Genomic DNA, 16,781 nt, shown 5'->3' with positions numbered 1-16,781 from the left:
AAAAAATACCATGAAAAGTACTTTCCTTGCCTGCCTGGTTGCAGTGTTATTATCTAGCTGTAACGTAAATGAATTCAGCCCCAACCAAAAATTCAACGCCGATTCTCCTACTGACGTAAATGCTAAAGAGATCAGTACGCTACCGGAAAAGGTAGCGGGTTCAGCAATAAGAATAGCTGTATCCGGTGATACACAACGAAAATATAACGAAGCACAGTTATTTGTTGATCATATCAATTCCCGCAATGATATAGATTTTGTCATCCTTAATGGTGATATTTCCGATTTTGGTCTGCTGCTCGAATTTCAGGGAATCTATAAAATCTATTCCGGACTCAGGGTCCCTTTTATTTCAGTTATAGGTAACCATGACCAGCTCGCAAATGGATATGATGTGTATAAAAGGATGTTTGGTCAAACCAACTTCACTTTCAACTATGGAGGAGTAAAGTTTGTATGTCACGATTCCAACAGCAGAGAACATGGATTTGACGGCACTATCCCTGATCTTGCCTGGCTGAGGGATAACCTGAAAATGGAAAATGGAATCAATAATATAGTTGCTCTATCACATGTCCCCCCAACTGACGGAGACTTTGACAAAAACCTTGAGCAACCCTATGAAGACCTGTTCAATACAACACCAGGGATGCTTGCCTCCATTCATTCGCACCAGCACTCCCCTGATGTAATTTACAGAAAGAATGATACGGGCATACCTTTTATCATTACCAATGCCATAGTTAACAGAGCTTATACAATAATTGATATTTCTAACGGACAACTCCATGCACAAGCAGAAGGCTTTTAATATTTTAATACTATTCATATTTTTATCAGCATCGGCATTCTCACAAAGCAAGCTTTTAAAAACACTGACACCTGATCAGGTTGGAATTCAATATGCAGGTAGTATAGGTTACATGAGTATAGGGGCCGGCTATAATATGCTGAAAGAGAAAACAACTTTGAGCTTCCACTATGGTTATGTGCCCGAAGTTAAGGGAGGTCAGCTACATATTGCTGCGGTTAAATTTGAATACAAACCTTTTGCAATACATATCAAAGATAAGCTGATATTCCATCCGCTTAACCCCGTATTTTTCTTCTCTTATACTTTTGGAAAACAGTTTGGACTTAACTTCGATGAGAAACGCTATGAAAAAGGCTACTATTTCTGGTCGCCCGCCCTCAGAGAGCACATAGGCCTGAGTTCAGAGTTAAAGATATTGGGCGATAAGACCAGCAAAATCAAGTCAATCAGCTTGTATGCAGAATCAAATACAAACGATCTTTATTTAATCAGCTGGTATGAAAACAGGACATCCACCCCAATCGGGGATATTTTTCACCTCGGTTTAGGTATAAGGATGAATTTCTAAGCAGAGTATTCGAGGATTTCACCAGGCTGGCAGTTCAAGGCCTGACAAATAGCTGCAAGGGTATCAAAACGAATCGCTTTCGCCTTGCCTGTTTTTAGCACAGATAGATTAGATAGTGTGATACCAACTTGCTGACTTAGTTCAGTTAAGGACATTTTCCGCCGGGCAAGCATTACATCTAAATTTACAATAATCGACATTTGTAGCTGTTATTTACTGTTCAATATATCAAACAAAGGTGTCCTGATAACTTTTTAAATTCCATTCCATGCTAATGATAAATGTCATGCAAAAACAATTATTATAATACAAACATAAACGGTTTATTATTATAAAACAAGTAATTATGATTGATAAACAATAAATAATGCACCTTTGTCAATAGATAACATTTATACTGTCAAAAGTACTTTGGAATAATTTTTGCTAGATATTTTACGTATAAATAACGCGTGTAAACCGTAACATTTTCAGGAATTTATATTTTAAATTGCCTTTTAATCCTTACTTTTGCACGCTCTTAACACATAACGAGCACCAAAGCACATAAATGAGACAACTCAAAATCACCCAATCCATAACCAATCGCGAGAGTCAATCTTTAGACAAATATCTTCACGAGATTGGTAAAGTAGATCTAATCACCGCGGAAGAAGAAGTAATACTGGCAAGAAAAATACGCGAAGGTGATCAGGCTGCTCTGGAACGTTTAACAAAAACGAATTTACGTTTTGTGGTTTCAGTAGCAAAACAATACCAGAATCAGGGATTAACTTTAGGTGATTTGATTAATGAGGGAAATCTTGGATTAATTAAAGCTGCAAAACGCTTTGATGAGACCAAAGGTTTCAAATTTATCTCTTATGCTGTATGGTGGATACGTCAGTCGATTTTACAGGCTATTGCAGAACAAAGTCGTATTGTACGTCTTCCATTAAATCAGGTTGGTTCATTAAGTAAAATCAGTAAGGCTTTCTCTAAATTAGAGCAGGAATTTGAGCGCGAACCTTCTCCTGAAGAATTGGCAGATATATTAGAAACTACGGTTGATAAGATATCTGACACGCTAAGTAATTCTGGCAGGCACGTATCTATGGATGCTCCATTCGTACAGGGTGAAGAAAACACATTGCTGGATGTATTGGAGAATCATGAGCCGAATACTGATAGCAGCTTAATTAACGAATCCCTTTCTGAAGAAATAAAAAGATCATTGTCTACTTTAACTGAACGTGAACGCGAAATTATCGTTCTATTCTTCGGTTTGAGTACTAACCATCCGCTTTCACTTGAGGAAATTGGCGAAAAGTTCAACCTTACACGTGAACGTGTACGTCAGATTAAGGATAAAGCACTACAACGTCTGCGCCACACTTCGCGTAGTAAAATATTAAAATCTTACTTAGGCTAATTCTCAGCTTAAATATTCAAATACAAAAAGATTGGGTTTTACCCGATCTTTTTTACTTTTGTGGCATTCTAACCAAATACATCCGAATATGCTTCACAAGTACCAATCTGAATTTCAGAACTGGATTGAAAAAGAGAAAAAAGCAGTCGAGTTGCTCAATGTTGTCGGCCAGTTATGGTTTGACAGATCTGTAGAACTTGTACTATTCCGCAAACCACTGTTTGATATCGGCAGTAGCGAAATCCTTGCACATCACCAATATGCCAAAGAGGTAAGCGGTAAAGACATCAATATTTATCTGACGCTGGAAATTGCCACAGAAATGGCGAAGTGTAATCTTGCACCGTCAAGAATTGATATCGGCAGACTCTCTGCTGAATGGCTGGATGGAAATAATGAGTACGCGACGATGCACGATTTTGTAGTCAGCAAACTCAGTCAGCATATCGGTAAGGACAAAATCTCTCTTACACCTAATGATGTAGTGCTATATGGATTCGGAAGAATCGGCCGATTAGCTGCACGCGAATTGATTCTTCAGGCAGGTAAAGGCGAACAACTCCGCTTGCGGGCAATCGTCACCAGAACGTATAGCGACGAGGAACTGATTAAACGTGCAGAACTGCTTCGTACAGACTCGGTTCATGGTCCTTTTAATGGAATTATCATTGAAGATTTTACAAATAAAGCGCTGATTATAAACGGTCAGACCATTTATTTCATCACTGCAAATCATCCTGAAGAAGTGGATTATACTGCTTTTGGTATATACAATGCATTATTAGTTGATAATACAGGAGTATTCCGCGATAGAGAAGGATTAAGCAGGCATCTCTCTGCAAAAGGAATTTCTAAAGTATTATTGACAGCGCCTGCTAAAGGGGATATTCCCAATGTGGTAGCTGGCATAAACGATACAGGTATAGATTTCAATATAGAAAATATACTTTCAAATGCTTCCTGCACTACCAATGCCATTGTGCCTGTACTAAAAGTTCTAGACGAGGCTTTTGGTATTGAAAAAGGACATATTGAGACTATACATTCCTATACTAACGACCAGAACCTTCTGGACAATTATCATAAAAAGTATCGCCGCGGCCGTTCTGCAGCTTTAAACCTGGTGATTACGGAAACTGGTGCTGATAAGGCTGTTGCTAAAGTTATTCCCCACCTCGGTGGCAGGCTTACGGGAAATGCAGTACGCGTTCCTACACCTAATGTTTCTCTGGCAATTCTAAACATTTCATTGAATAAAGTAAGTTCCAGGGAAGAGGTAACTGAGGTGCTTAAACAAGCTTCACTATTCGGAGACCTGTCAGAACAGATAGAGTTTTCAATTTCAAATGAACTGGTGAGTACCGACCTGATCGGAAATAGCCATGCATCTATTATAGACGGCCCCGCAACAATTATGGCAAGAGACAATAAGTCTGTGGTAATTTACACCTGGTATGACAATGAGTATGGTTATACGAGACAGGTAATTCGTCTGGCAAAAAAGCTGGCCGGTGTGGTAAGGTTAACTTACTACTAATAATTTGTTCACCCTTTCTTCCTATTCTCCTATTAAACTGAAGAAAGGGTGAATTAGCAACGGCATGTTACTGCTGCGGTACTATCTCCTATTCGCTACGATACCCTTGCCTGTCGCGCATATGTATATAGGCTGGTCTGTTAATTAAAGAAATCAATAAACATTTAGGAGAGATATCATTTTTTATACAAACACTAGGCAGTGTCATTTATTTGCAATATATTAGGCTGACTATACTATTAACACACCTGCTAATCTAAACACCTGATATGAAATTATATCTGCTATTACCCCTGGCGTTAACATTTGGCTGCAATGCGGTAAAAACATCAAATCTGCCATCTCAGTCTGATCAATTACTAAAAGATATAAAAACATTGTCTTCTGATACATATGAAGGCAGAAAAACAGGCACAAAAGGAGCAGAATTAGCCAGGAATTACATCACCAAAAGATTCAGGGAAATAGGACTGAAATCATTTCCTTTATTGAATAGTTATCAGCAGGCATTTACCTTTCCGGGAGTAGATGACCCCAACATCAATGGAAAAAATGTAATTGGCTACATACCGGGGCAAACTGATAAAGTAATTGTGATCTCTGCCCATTATGATCATTTAGGTATCATTAACGGCCAGATCTTTAACGGGGCAGACGACAATGCTTCCGGCGTAGCAGGAATACTTAAAATCGCCGCACATTTCGCTAAAAATAAACCTGACTATACCCTTATTTTTGCTGCGTTTGATGCAGAAGAATTCGGAAGAAAAGGATCGGCTTATTTTGTAGATCATTTACCAATCGATATCAAAAGGATCAAACTAAATATCAATCTGGATATGATCAGTCATAATGATAAAGGAGAATTATATGCAACTGGTACTTACAGAAATCCACAGCTGAAAAAGTATATTACCACTACAAACACCGACTTAAACATTATTTTTGGTCATGACAATCCTAAACTGGGGATAGATGACTGGACAGATCAAAGCGATCAGTCGGCCTTTAACGCAAAGAACATCCCTTTCATCTATTTTGGTGTAGAAGACCATAAAGACTATCACAAGGAGTCTGATAAATTTGAAAACATCAATCAGACCTTCTTTATCAATTCAGCAAATGCGATCCTGGAGATTACTGATAATATAGATAAAAACCTCACCTTCGAACTCGCGATGCCGCGAGACAGAATCCAGATGAAAAAATAAACAAAAGCAAAAGGGGCTGTTTTTCATTTGAAAGACAGCCCCTTTTGCTTGTTTTAATGCTATTGTTTCAATCTCGGTTTGTCTGTAATCATCCCATTGAATTCTTTTCCACCAACCGTACTCTTAACGGATACGGAAGTAGCACTTACTCTTTTACCTTGAATCGACATGGTACTGGCGGTTGCAGTCGGTGCAGCGGGCACAATGAGCGATAATGCTTTCGCCAGGTTATTCTCTTTCAAATCTCCGAAATCATGCGATGCATCATCACCGGTAACACTCAGGTCAGGGGTAAATCCATCGAAATAGTCTCCCGCACCTGTCGCATTTGTAGTCTGAAACATGGAATAATATACATCGTAGCCCGTTTCTTTCTTAGATGAAGCATCTATCTTGTAGTCTATGGTTATAGGAAAAAAGCCGACTGGTTTACCGTAAGATTTTGTTCCGGCAATTTTAACGTTAACATAAGGCTTCAAACTATTGATCACCAGTTCACTTGCAGAAGCCGTGTTTCTGGTTACAATAAAAGCAACATCTGTCACACCATTTAACGGGCCAGCCTTACTGATGTTGGTAGTTTGCTTAGCTTCACTAAAATAGTCCTTAGCCAGATCGCTATAATTAAGCACACGGCCTGTAGTAGATTTTTGGAAAGTACCATCACTATTAAATAACGGCTGGTTTTTCATGATAGCAGCCATACCGGTTTGCATCAATGTATTATATCGCTCCTTAAACATCACTTTCCCATTTTGAGAAGAAGACAAGATCAGGTTGATGAGATATTCAGCAGTGTTCACATAACCACCCCCATTATAACGCAGATCAATTACCAATTTAGTAACACCCTGGGCAGCAAAAGCTGCAAAGGCGGCATCAAATCCTGCTTTCGAATTGTCCATACTAGAAAAGCGCGCATAGGCCAGGTATCCAACCTTAACACCACTAACAGCTAAAACCTGGCTATTATATATAGGACTGCTTCTGTAGGTCGTCTTTGTCAGCGTCACATTAAACGGAGTCACGCCATCTTTTAATAAACCTCCAAGTGTTATCGAAGAAGCATTAAGCGCATTATTGACAGCATTAATTTCATTGGTAAAATTAGCGCCATAAGCCTGCCCATTGATAGTAGATATAGTACATCCTCTGGTTAAATTTTTCAGCGCAGCTGGTGAGCCCTGAAAAACTGCCTGTACCAAAATGGTGTAAGCCTCTGTATTTGCTGGCCCATAAGCACCTATTTTTAATCCCAGATCGTCACCAATACCTTCAAGATCCACGCTACTTTTTTCATTATTTGCTGCGGCAAGCACATTATGGGTAGAAATATCATCTATATAGGAATACTTTGCATCTATAGTACTTCCATTTAATGGAAATTCGTAAGGACTACCTGTAGCTGAATTTTTTGGGCTGTATTGTGTAAGATCGAATAGTTCCTGATCAAAACCAGTGGGCGTAACAGCATATTTTCTGGGATTGAAAGCTGCGTATTCGGGCAGGGATGTATTCCAGAGATAAACTTCCTTAGCATATAGAAAAATAGAATCCTGAGTAAGCTGCGCACGCGTACCTTCAGGAGTTGCCGCTGCTCTCGAAGTGGATTCATCGGGCGTAATTTCAGCCTTACTCTTTTTACAAGAGCTGGATACAATACCGAGCAGGCACAGCGCCGCAGCGAGCTTGCCTATATTTTTAACAGTTGACTTCATGTGATGTGAGGTGTATGGTATTGGTAATTACGCAATTAAAGTAGTAATAGTTTATCAATCGGCAAAAAATTAATACCCTTGCTAAATGCTTTTGCTGCATCCTGACCGTGTTTCCCAATAAATATGACTTTCTCCGGATTAAGACTATTGAAATTGACAATCACCTCTATGGCTTGGGGCGTTGAACCTTTAGCTATTTCTTCTGTAAAATAAACTGCGATATGTTGTTCTATACCGTTCCATTCCAGTTGTTTAATTTTGTTCAGCTGCATCTCAGGATCTCCATTCGTTAACAGGAACAGTCGCTTCCCTGCTGCTATAATTTCCTGCATAAAAGAAAGTACAGAACCAAACAGCAATAATTTAAGGGGCAGTCTAGCATTCTGATGCAACAGATCATAATTGGACTGGTACTTTTCAGGAAGGTTAAAATGAACGGCAGTTTTCGCAAATAATCCAGCTTCACCGTCTCTTGTGTAGGTGTCCTGCATAAAATGGATCATTTGTGCACCATCTGTCTGCTCTGTATACTCCATAAACTGGGCAAACAAATAATATACCTGCAGCAGGTAATCTTTTTCAGGATATAAAACATCATCCAGCTCAAAGATGAACGCTTCATGAGTATTGATGTATTCGTTACTGCTCATTAATAAACTGTTAATAGATTGGTAATCACCTCTTCATTCTCCTGTCTGATGTAAAAAGCACCACTCAATATATCTTCTTGTTTAGGGGCCCATGGCTCCGAAGAATACAAGACTTTACCTTTGATATAAACAACATAATGTTCCGTCACAGGATTATAAACTCTGTTGTATTTGGAAAGTACAGCTATATCAGGCAGCAGCACCTCAATATTAAATTCGCTGAATAAAACAGCCGCTTTGGCTACTGCTTTGATCTCAAAATTATAAAGAGGCATGAGGTGATCTATATCGTTATCAAGACAGGCATTTAATAAATTATGCGCCAAAATATCATCATTTCTTTCGCCAAGACTGATAAAGGAATACTTAGCGGATGGAAATGAGGGCACATCGCCATAATCAGCCATGACCACGCGGTCTCCTTCAAAAGCCTTCAGCGTTTTAAACGACTGGGGACGGGTTGCCCCTGTAATCAGTATATTCATTATTCTAAACTATTAAACCGTCTTTCATTGTGACTACCCTATCGCTAATCTCTGCCAAATCTTTATTGTGGGTAACAATCACGAATGTTTGCTTAAAATTATCCCTTAACGTGATAAAAAACTGATGGAGTGATTCTGCATTCTCGGAATCCAGATTCCCTGATGGCTCATCTGCTAGAATGATCGCCGGATTATTAATTAAGGCTCGGGCGACTGCAATCCGCTGTTGCTCACCGCCTGACAATTGGTTTGGCTTATGTAATGCGCGATCTTTTAAACCCAGCAAATCCATTAACTCCAAAGCCCGCAATTCTGCCTCTTTTTTACTTTTTTTAGCGATAAAAGCCGGAATACAGATATTTTCTATCGCACTGAACTCTGGCAATAAGTGATGAAACTGGAACACAAAACCGATATTCTGGTTCCTGAAGATACTTAATAACTCACCAGAAAGCCGATCAACTTTTGTCCCGTTTAATTCTACAGAACCAGCATCAGGCTTGTCAAGCGTTCCTAATATATGCAACAGGGTACTTTTACCTGCTCCTGAAGCACCGATGATGCTGACAATCTCTCCTTTTGCGACTTCAAAATCTACCCCTTTCAAGATGGGCAGATTCCCATAAGCTTTTTTTATACCTGTGGCTTTTAGCATGAAGCAAACTTACAAAATTTGGAATTAATTTTATGTTAAGCCAAATTATAAGCCCTTCTGTAGCGGAATTAATAGATGAATAAGTTTTTAAAACCAATCTGAAATTGTAGATTTGGATCAAATTTTTTCAGCAAATGAATATACACGAATATCAAGGTAAAGAAATACTTAAAAGTTTTGGTGTTGCCGTACAAGAAGGCATAGTTGCCGAAACTGTTGAGCAGGCTGTAGAAGCTGCTAAAAAAATGAAAGCAGACTACAACTCTGACTGGGTAGTGATTAAAGCGCAAATCCATGCTGGTGGTAGAGGTAAAGGCGGTGGTGTAAAACTTGCCAAGAACCTTGACGAGGTTAAACAAAGAGCTACAGATATATTGGGTATGCAACTGGTAACTCCTCAAACCGGTCCGGAAGGTAAAAAAGTAAATAAGATTCTTGTTGCACAGGATGTGTATTACCCAGGTGCTTCTGAAACAAAAGAATTCTATGTCAGCGTTCTATTAAACCGCTCAACTGGTAGAAATATCATTATGTATTCTACTGAAGGTGGTATGGACATTGAAGAAGTTGCTGAACATACTCCGCACTTAATTTTCAAAGAAGAAGTTGATCCTAAAGTTGGTCTTCAGGCTTTTCAGGCACGTAAAGTAGCTTTTAACTTAGGTTTAAGCGGTGCTGCTTTCAAAGACATGGTGAAATTTGTTACTGCACTTTATAAAGCATACGACAATACTGACTCTGCAATGTTTGAAATTAACCCTGTATTGAAAACTTCTGATGACAAAATCATCGCTGTAGATGCTAAGGTTGATTTAGATGAAAATGCACTATACCGTCATCCTGATTATGCAGCGATGCGTGATAAACTGGAAGAAGATCCAACTGATGTTGAAGCAAGTGAATCTAACCTAAACTATGTTAAATTAGACGGAAACGTTGGCTGCATGGTTAACGGTGCTGGTTTAGCAATGGCAACAATGGATATTATTAAAATTGCAGGTGGCGAACCGGCAAACTTCCTTGACGTTGGTGGAACTGCAAACGCACAAACTGTTAAAGCTGGTTTTAACATCATCTTAAAAGACCCGAATGTGAAAGCTATCCTGATCAATATCTTCGGTGGTATTGTTCGTTGTGACCGCGTTGCACAAGGTGTAATTGATGCATATAAAGAAATTGGTGATATCCCTGTTCCTATTATCTGCCGTTTACAAGGTACTAATGCTGCTGAAGCAAAAGAACTGATTGATAACTCAGGTCTGAAAGTTTTCTCTGCTATAGCGCTGGCTGATGCTGCTGCTTTAGTTACTGAAGTTTTAGCTTAATAGAATAATAAGATTATTATCTTTCTTACAGAATGCCGGTTGTTTACAGCCGGCATTTTTTTATGCCTCATATTTTTCAGGAAGGCTGTAAAATTAAAAATCCTCCAGCTTGTGACCGGAGGATTTTTAAAACCAAATATAAATTAAACGAGCAATACAAACATATGGATATTTTTTTGCAAAAACAATACTTATTGTATGTTTTTATTTATTTTCATCACAAAAATATGGTATAATTATCAAATAAGACTCATTAAAACACAATAAAACAATTAAAAACAGTAAAAAACGAACAAAAAAATCTTTAAAATAAGATAGACGATTAATAATAACAGAAAAAATGATATTAAATGAGCTAAAAGTCGTTAAATATGAAAAATAAATCTATTTAAATATAAATTTCAACCAATATGAAGCCTCAAATGAGATTAAATACTTAAAAAGAAAAGCTATTCAGCTTATTATTCTCGACATAAATGATTAAGGTAGCACGGCTTGATTATCTTTTAAATCTGAGAAGGCACGGAAAAAAACCAATATTTACTGATGAAATTTCTTATTTTTGGGCGCTCCACAAGAAAATCATGATTAAAAGAGAAAAAATAAAAAGTCTGCTAGAGACTATCGATTTCAATAGAGAAGTTACTGTAATGGGTTGGGTAAGAACTTTCCGCAACAACCAGTTTATTGCACTCAATGATGGATCCTGTATGGGAAATATCCAGATCGTTGTCGATTTCGCCAATACTCCAGAAGAACTATTAAAAAGAATTACTACGGGTGCTGCTATTGCTGTTACAGGAACTATCGTTGAATCTCTGGGTAAAGGTCAGCGTGTTGATGTTAAGGCCAGCACGATAGAAATTCTTGGGGACAGTGACCCGGATAAATTCCCTTTGCAACCCAAAAAGCACAGTCTGGAATTTTTAAGAGAAATTGCGCACCTGCGTTTCCGCACCAATACATTTAATGCTGTTTTTAAAGTAAGACATGCTTTAGCTTTTGCGATACATCAATTTTATAACGATAGAGGTTTCGTATACATGCATACGCCTGTGATTACAGCATCTGATGCTGAAGGTGCAGGTGAAATGTTTAAAGTAACTACGCTGGACTTTGATAAAACACCGAGAACTGAAGATGGTAAGGTTGACTTCTCTGAAGATTTCTTTGGCCGCGCGACCAACCTGACTGTTTCTGGTCAGCTGGAAGGCGAACTTGCAGCAATGGCATTTGGACAGATTTATACTTTCGGCCCCACTTTCAGAGCGGAAAATTCAAATACAACACGTCACCTTGCAGAATTCTGGATGGTTGAACCGGAAATTGCTTTTGCAGATCTGGAAGACAACATGCAGCTGGCAGAAGACATGATGAAATATGTCATCACTTACGCGCTTGCAAACTGTAAAGAAGAAATTGAGTTTTTAAATAACCGTTTACTGGAAGATGAAAAAACAAAACCTCAGAATGAGCGTAGTGAGCTTTCATTAATTGACAAGTTAAACTTTTGTCTGAACAACGATTTCCAGCGACTCACCTATACAGAAGCTATCGCTATTCTGCGTTCATCAAAACCAAATCAAAAGAAACAGTTTAAATACCTGATCAATGAATGGGGTGCTGATCTTCAATCTGAACATGAGCGTTACCTGGTAGAAAAACACTTTAAAAAACCGGTAATCCTTACAGATTATCCTGCGGATATTAAAGCCTTCTACATGCGCCAGAACGAACCAGATGCAGAAGGAAGAAGAACTGTAGCTGCAATGGACGTGCTATTCCCAGGAATCGGTGAAATGATTGGCGGTGCACAAAGAGAAGAACGTTTAGACAAACTTACCCAGCGTATGCAGGAAATGAATATTCCTGAGGAAGAACTTTGGTGGTATTTAGATACAAGGAAATTCGGCTCTGCACCACATGCAGGATTCGGACTAGGTTTTGAGCGTCTCATTTTATTCGTGACGGGTATGACGAACATCAGGGATGTAATTGCATTCCCACGTTTCCCTAAAAATGCAGAGTTTTAAAGAGTAAGTACTGAATAAGCTATAAAATAATAAAGCCTTGCTGTACAGCAAGGCTTTATTATTTTATAGCTTATAATGATTAATTATGCTGGGTAAACGTATCTGAGAACGAATTAGCATGTGCATAGTCTATTGAAGTAACCTTATAATCTGTAGGCGCAAAACTACTGGCCGTACTTAAGGCCATACCTAACTCAAAGCGTAGAGGATAGGGCGTCTGTAACAAACTACCTTCCGGGATGTAAGGATAGGTCTCCATGTAGGACTGTACCATATTCGTTGCAGTCCTTCTGTTGATATAAGCCCTTGTCAGCTGATAAGTATGACGTAGACCTGCAGCTCCCAATAATTCAACGGCACTGGCTACCGTAAGCCTGTGGTAGTTAAAAACACGCACCTTCTTATCGTCTACAACTAAACCTTTCATCAGACTCTGATCTTGCGTAGCCACACCGGTAGGACAGGTATTGCTATTACACTCCAATGCCTGAATGCAACCCAAAGCAAACATCATCCCACGTGCAGAATTACATAAATCTGCTCCTAAAGCGATATTCTTAACGAGATCAAAACCTGAGGATATTTTACCGGATGCAATGATTTTAATATGTTTTTTCAGATCGAAGCCAGTCAGTACATCGTATACAAAGGCTAAACCTTCTCTTAATGGCATACCTACAGCATTAGAAAACTCCTGCGGTGCCGCACCGGTTCCGCCCTCTCCCCCATCCACAGTGATAAAATCAGGATAAGTATTGGTTTCTACCATGGCTTTACAAATAGAGAAGAATTCACTTTTACGACCAATACAAAGCTTAAAGCCTACTGGCTTGCCGCCCGACAACTCCCTGAGTTTTTTCACGAATGCAATTAACTCCAGGGGTGTCGAAAAGGCAGAATGTGCAGGAGGAGAAATGATGTCATATCCTTCTTTTACCAGCCTGATCCGTGCCACCTCGGGTGTTACTTTTTTAGCTGGCAACATCCCACCGTGCCCCGGCTTGGCGCCCTGAGATAATTTGATCTCGATCATCTTTACCTGCTCAGCTTTAGCCCGCTCACCGAAAGCTTCGTAATTAAATGTCCCATCGTGATGACGACAGCCAAAATAACCTGTACCAATCTGCCAGATCAGGTCGCCCTTAGGCTGTGCATGATAATCACTAATTCCACCCTCTCCGGTATTATGAGCAAAGTTCCCCATAAATGCACCGCCGTTTAAAGCGAGAATAGCATTCTGACTCAAAGAGCCAAAACTCATGGCAGATATATTAAAAATACTGGCAGAATAAGGTTTTGCACATTCGGGACCACCAATGAGTACACGCTGATCTTCTTCCAGATCATGGTGACTAATTGCAGCAATGCTATGGCTTAACCATTCATATCCGTTCTGATAAACATCCAGTTGTGTTCCAAAAGGAATAGTATCATTATCTTTTTTAGCTCTTTGATAAATCAGTGAGCGGTTTAATCTGCTGAAGGGTGTACCATTAATATCGCTCTCCACAAAATACTGGTAAACTTTTGGTCGCAGATCTTCCGCAAAATAACGCAACCTGCCTATAACAGGGTAGTTTCTTACGATGCTGTGTTTAGGCTGGTACAGGTCATAAACACCCAAAATTATGATGGGCCCTACAAATATATACGCCCAAAAAAATGGTGGCCATGCCAGGCTGATCATCAGAATTGCCGTCACCAGGAAGGCGGCAATTGCAATAAATGCTTTTCTCATATTGTCAATTTACTAAATACGTATCAATAGTACGACAATTATCAATTATGGGTTTGATTTTTTTAGTAAATTTACCATATGCTTATTAAAATATACCCGGAAAATCCTAACGAGAAGACCATTCAGCAGGTAGCTGACGTACTAAAAAAAGGTGGAATAATCATTTATCCTACTGATACTGTGTACGGATTGGGTTGCGATATTACCAATCAGAAGGCCATTGAAAAAATCTGCCAAATCAGAGGCATCAAACCGGAGAAAGCAAACTTTTCTTTTATTTGCTCGGATCTGAGTCATATAGCTGATTTTATCAAACCAATAGACACAACAGTATTCAGGTTACTCAAAAAAGCTTTGCCGGGTCCCTTTACTTTTATATTCAACGCCAATAATAACGTTCCGAAATTACTCAGCTCCAATAAAAAAACGGTAGGTATCAGGGTTCCTGATAACAATATTGCCAGAGAAATTGTGAGGGTGCTGGGTAATCCAATCCTATCCACATCAATTAAAGATGATGATGAACTAATCGAATACTCTACAGATCCGGAATTGATTTATGAAAAATACCAGGACCTGGTAGACATGGTTGTGGATGGCGGGTATGGCGACAATGAGGCTTCTACTGTTGTAGATTGTACTTCGGGCGACTTCGAAATTATCCGTGAAGGAAAAGGTATCCTGGAGAACTACTTATAATGCCAAAACTGATTCATCTGAATGTATTCAAAGCGTTTTACAATGCAGGCAAGCTGGGTGGAATTATTTTATTAGTCTGTGTAGCTCTATCGCTTTTCATCGCTAATACAAGTTATAGTACCAGTTTTGCTTCTTTTTTAGCTAACGTCCATTTCAATATTGGCAGCAAAGCCATCGATTTCCCCTTAGCGGCCTTCATTAATGATGGTTTAATGGCAATATTCTTTCTCCTGGTAGGGCTTGAAATAAAAAGAGAACTCATTGAAGGGGAGTTATCATCTGTAAAACAAGCTGCATTGCCAGTTATTGCCGCTTTAGGTGGCATGCTGGTACCGGCTATCATCTACCTCCTGTTTAACAATGGAAAAGAAACCGCAACAGGCTGGGGAATCCCGATGGCCACTGATATTGCCTTCGCCCTGGCGATCATCGCTATGTTGGGTAAAAGGATCCCGGCATCACTAAAGATTTTCCTTGCAGCACTGGCTATAGTGGATGACCTGGGGGCGATATTGGTGATCGCTGTTTTTTATACTTCTGAAGTGCATTTCAATTATTTGCTGATGGCTGCAGGGGTATTTTTACTGCTATGTGTACTGAATTATTTTAAGGTAAAAGCGATCATTGCCTACCTGATCCCAGGCGTGCTGCTCTGGTACCTGATTCACCACTCAGGCATACATGCCACCATTGCTGGTGTGCTGGTCGCATTTACCATCCCTACTAACGATACAGATGAGCTTTCTCCCTTAGAAAAACTGGAGCATTCCCTTAATATTCCAGTTAACTATCTCATCATGCCACTTTTCGCCCTGGCAAATACGAATATCACTTTTCAAAAGGAGATGCTGACGGGCCTGTTTTCTCCTTTAGGTGCAGGAATTATTGTGGGATTATTTGCCGGGAAAACGATAGGGGTTACCGCTTTCTCCTGGCTGGCCGTAAAATGTAAGTTCGGAGCACTGCCGACCGGCTCGGGCTGGAAGCATATCATCGGGCTGGGAATGCTTGCCGGGATAGGTTTTACAATGTCGATTTTCATCTCTATGCTGTCTTTCAGCGATGAAATGCAAATCACAGAAGCTAAGTTTGCCATCTTATGTGCTTCTGTGATCGCTGGAATTCTTGGTTTTATGTTTTTAAGATATACAAAGATTAAGACCTGAAAGTTTGCATAAAAGCGTTTACATTTTCTACAATATCTCCCTCCGCGATTGATTTAACGAATGCAGTACCGATAATACCGCCATTGGCATAACGGCAGGCTTTATCGAAAGTCTCCTTGCTGCTGATCCCAAATCCAATCATGGTAGGATTATTTAGTTTCATTGCGGCAATCCTGGAAAAATAGGTTTCTGTCTGATCTGAAACCTGAAGGTTCTGACCCGTTGTTGCAGATGAAGACAGCAAATAGATAAATCCATTGCTCAAACCATCAATTTTATGGATACGGTCCACTGATGTTTGTGGGGTAACCAAAAAGATATTGCTCAGGCCATTTTCCAGGAAAGTATCTTTATAAAACTCCTCATATTCAACCATGGGCAGATCAGGCACTATACAGCCATCAATCCCAACCTCAGCACAGGCTTTGCAAAATCTTTCTACACCATACTGCAATACCGGATTCACATAACCCATCAGTAAAACGGGGATAGTTACCTTTTTGCGCAACTCCTTCAGCTGCTCAAAAAGCAGATTTAAGTCCATACCAAGATCGAGCGCCTGTTTACTGCTGGCTTGTATAACTGGTCCGTCTGCCACGGGATCTGAATAAGGAAAACCTATCTCCAGAATATCAGCACCTGCGTTTTCCAATGCCTCAGCAATGGCAATTGTATCACCTAAACCCGGGTAACCTGCGGTATAATAAATAGAAAGTATATTGTTTTTTTTCTCCTGAAATAATTGATTAATCCTGTTCATCTGCTGTTTAA

General features: G+C 39.5%; 16 protein-coding genes. 9 read left to right on the top strand and 7 right to left on the bottom strand.

Features of this window, described 5'->3' with window-relative positions:
- Positions 1 to 10 precede the first annotated feature (10 nt).
- Both OQX62_RS12495 and OQX62_RS12490 read left to right on the top strand, forming a co-directional pair.
- Entirely contained in the window at positions 11 to 811 is an 801-nt protein-coding gene (locus OQX62_RS12495; protein ID WP_265831867.1) for a metallophosphoesterase family protein, read from the top strand.
- Positions 789 to 1,382, top strand: a complete 594-nt coding sequence (locus OQX62_RS12490) for a hypothetical protein (protein WP_265831866.1) — start codon at positions 789 to 791, stop codon at positions 1,380 to 1,382. The genes OQX62_RS12495 and OQX62_RS12490 overlap by 23 nt, the downstream gene beginning before the upstream one ends.
- On the opposite strand, the gene OQX62_RS12485 is transcribed toward OQX62_RS12490, so the two are convergent.
- Complete coding sequence (locus OQX62_RS12485) at positions 1,379 to 1,582, bottom strand: helix-turn-helix domain-containing protein (RefSeq protein ID WP_265831865.1); 204 nt, start codon at positions 1,580 to 1,582, stop codon at positions 1,379 to 1,381. The two genes, OQX62_RS12490 and OQX62_RS12485, sit on opposite strands and share 4 nt — an antisense overlap.
- Positions 1,583 to 1,932: 350 nt before the next feature.
- Here OQX62_RS12485 and OQX62_RS12480 point away from each other — a divergent pair, with 350 nt between their 5' ends.
- The 3 genes from OQX62_RS12480 (at position 1,933) to OQX62_RS12470 (ending at position 5,541) form a co-directional block, all read left to right on the top strand.
- Positions 1,933 to 2,793, top strand: a complete 861-nt coding sequence (locus OQX62_RS12480) for a sigma-70 family RNA polymerase sigma factor (protein WP_062547391.1) — start codon at positions 1,933 to 1,935, stop codon at positions 2,791 to 2,793.
- 88 nt (positions 2,794 to 2,881) lie between these two features.
- Complete coding sequence (locus tag OQX62_RS12475) at positions 2,882 to 4,330, top strand: glyceraldehyde-3-phosphate dehydrogenase (protein ID WP_265831864.1); 1,449 nt, start codon at positions 2,882 to 2,884, stop codon at positions 4,328 to 4,330.
- Between the two features lie 269 nt (positions 4,331 to 4,599).
- Positions 4,600 to 5,541 (top strand): M20/M25/M40 family metallo-hydrolase, encoded by a 942-nt coding sequence (locus OQX62_RS12470; RefSeq protein ID WP_265831863.1) that lies wholly within the window; start codon positions 4,600 to 4,602, stop codon positions 5,539 to 5,541.
- Between the two features lie 59 nt (positions 5,542 to 5,600).
- Here OQX62_RS12470 and OQX62_RS12465 read toward each other — a convergent pair whose 3' ends face one another.
- From OQX62_RS12465 to OQX62_RS12450, 4 genes are read right to left on the bottom strand one after another with little or no spacing between them, the layout of a single operon-like run.
- A complete protein-coding gene (locus OQX62_RS12465; protein ID WP_265831862.1) occupies positions 5,601 to 7,259 on the bottom strand; it encodes a S41 family peptidase in 1,659 nt (552 codons plus the stop codon).
- Positions 7,260 to 7,294: 35 nt separating this feature from the next.
- Positions 7,295 to 7,909, bottom strand: a complete 615-nt coding sequence (locus OQX62_RS12460; RefSeq protein WP_265831861.1) for an HAD family hydrolase — start codon at positions 7,907 to 7,909, stop codon at positions 7,295 to 7,297.
- The gene (locus tag OQX62_RS12455; RefSeq protein WP_265831860.1) at positions 7,909 to 8,394 is read right to left on the bottom strand and encodes a hypothetical protein; all 486 of its coding nucleotides are present in this window, start codon (positions 8,392 to 8,394) and stop codon (positions 7,909 to 7,911) included. The genes OQX62_RS12460 and OQX62_RS12455 overlap by 1 nt, the downstream gene beginning before the upstream one ends.
- 4 nt (positions 8,395 to 8,398) lie before the next feature.
- Positions 8,399 to 9,049, bottom strand: coding sequence for an ABC transporter ATP-binding protein (locus tag OQX62_RS12450; protein ID WP_265831859.1), 651 nt, complete (start codon positions 9,047 to 9,049; stop codon positions 8,399 to 8,401).
- A gap of 134 nt (positions 9,050 to 9,183) precedes the next feature.
- Here OQX62_RS12450 and sucC point away from each other — a divergent pair, with 134 nt between their 5' ends.
- Complete coding sequence (sucC, locus tag OQX62_RS12445) at positions 9,184 to 10,374, top strand: ADP-forming succinate--CoA ligase subunit beta (protein ID WP_265831858.1); 1,191 nt, start codon at positions 9,184 to 9,186, stop codon at positions 10,372 to 10,374.
- A gap of 584 nt (positions 10,375 to 10,958) precedes the next feature.
- Positions 10,959 to 12,407: an asparagine--tRNA ligase gene (gene asnS / locus OQX62_RS12440; RefSeq protein WP_265831857.1), complete on the top strand. Its 1,449-nt coding sequence runs from the start codon at positions 10,959 to 10,961 to the stop codon at positions 12,405 to 12,407.
- Positions 12,408 to 12,486: 79 nt separating this feature from the next.
- Here asnS and OQX62_RS12435 read toward each other — a convergent pair whose 3' ends face one another.
- Positions 12,487 to 14,145: an FMN-binding glutamate synthase family protein gene (locus tag OQX62_RS12435; RefSeq protein WP_265831856.1), complete on the bottom strand. Its 1,659-nt coding sequence runs from the start codon at positions 14,143 to 14,145 to the stop codon at positions 12,487 to 12,489.
- A gap of 78 nt (positions 14,146 to 14,223) precedes the next feature.
- Here OQX62_RS12435 and OQX62_RS12430 point away from each other — a divergent pair, with 78 nt between their 5' ends.
- Positions 14,224 to 14,844, top strand: a complete 621-nt coding sequence (locus OQX62_RS12430) for an L-threonylcarbamoyladenylate synthase (protein ID WP_265831855.1) — start codon at positions 14,224 to 14,226, stop codon at positions 14,842 to 14,844.
- Complete coding sequence (gene nhaA, locus OQX62_RS12425) at positions 14,844 to 16,010, top strand: Na+/H+ antiporter NhaA (RefSeq protein ID WP_265831854.1); 1,167 nt, start codon at positions 14,844 to 14,846, stop codon at positions 16,008 to 16,010. The genes OQX62_RS12430 and nhaA overlap by 1 nt, the downstream gene beginning before the upstream one ends.
- Here nhaA and trpA read toward each other — a convergent pair.
- Positions 16,000 to 16,770 (bottom strand): tryptophan synthase subunit alpha, encoded by a 771-nt coding sequence (gene trpA, locus OQX62_RS12420; RefSeq protein ID WP_265831853.1) that lies wholly within the window; start codon positions 16,768 to 16,770, stop codon positions 16,000 to 16,002. The genes nhaA and trpA overlap by 11 nt on opposite strands.
- Between the last annotated feature and the right edge of the window lie 11 nt (positions 16,771 to 16,781).

Source organism: Pedobacter sp. MR2016-24 (assembly GCF_026239655.1).
Classification (GTDB): Bacteria; Bacteroidota; Bacteroidia; order Sphingobacteriales; family Sphingobacteriaceae; genus Pedobacter.
This window is presented reverse-complemented; position numbering and strand designations above follow the sequence as displayed.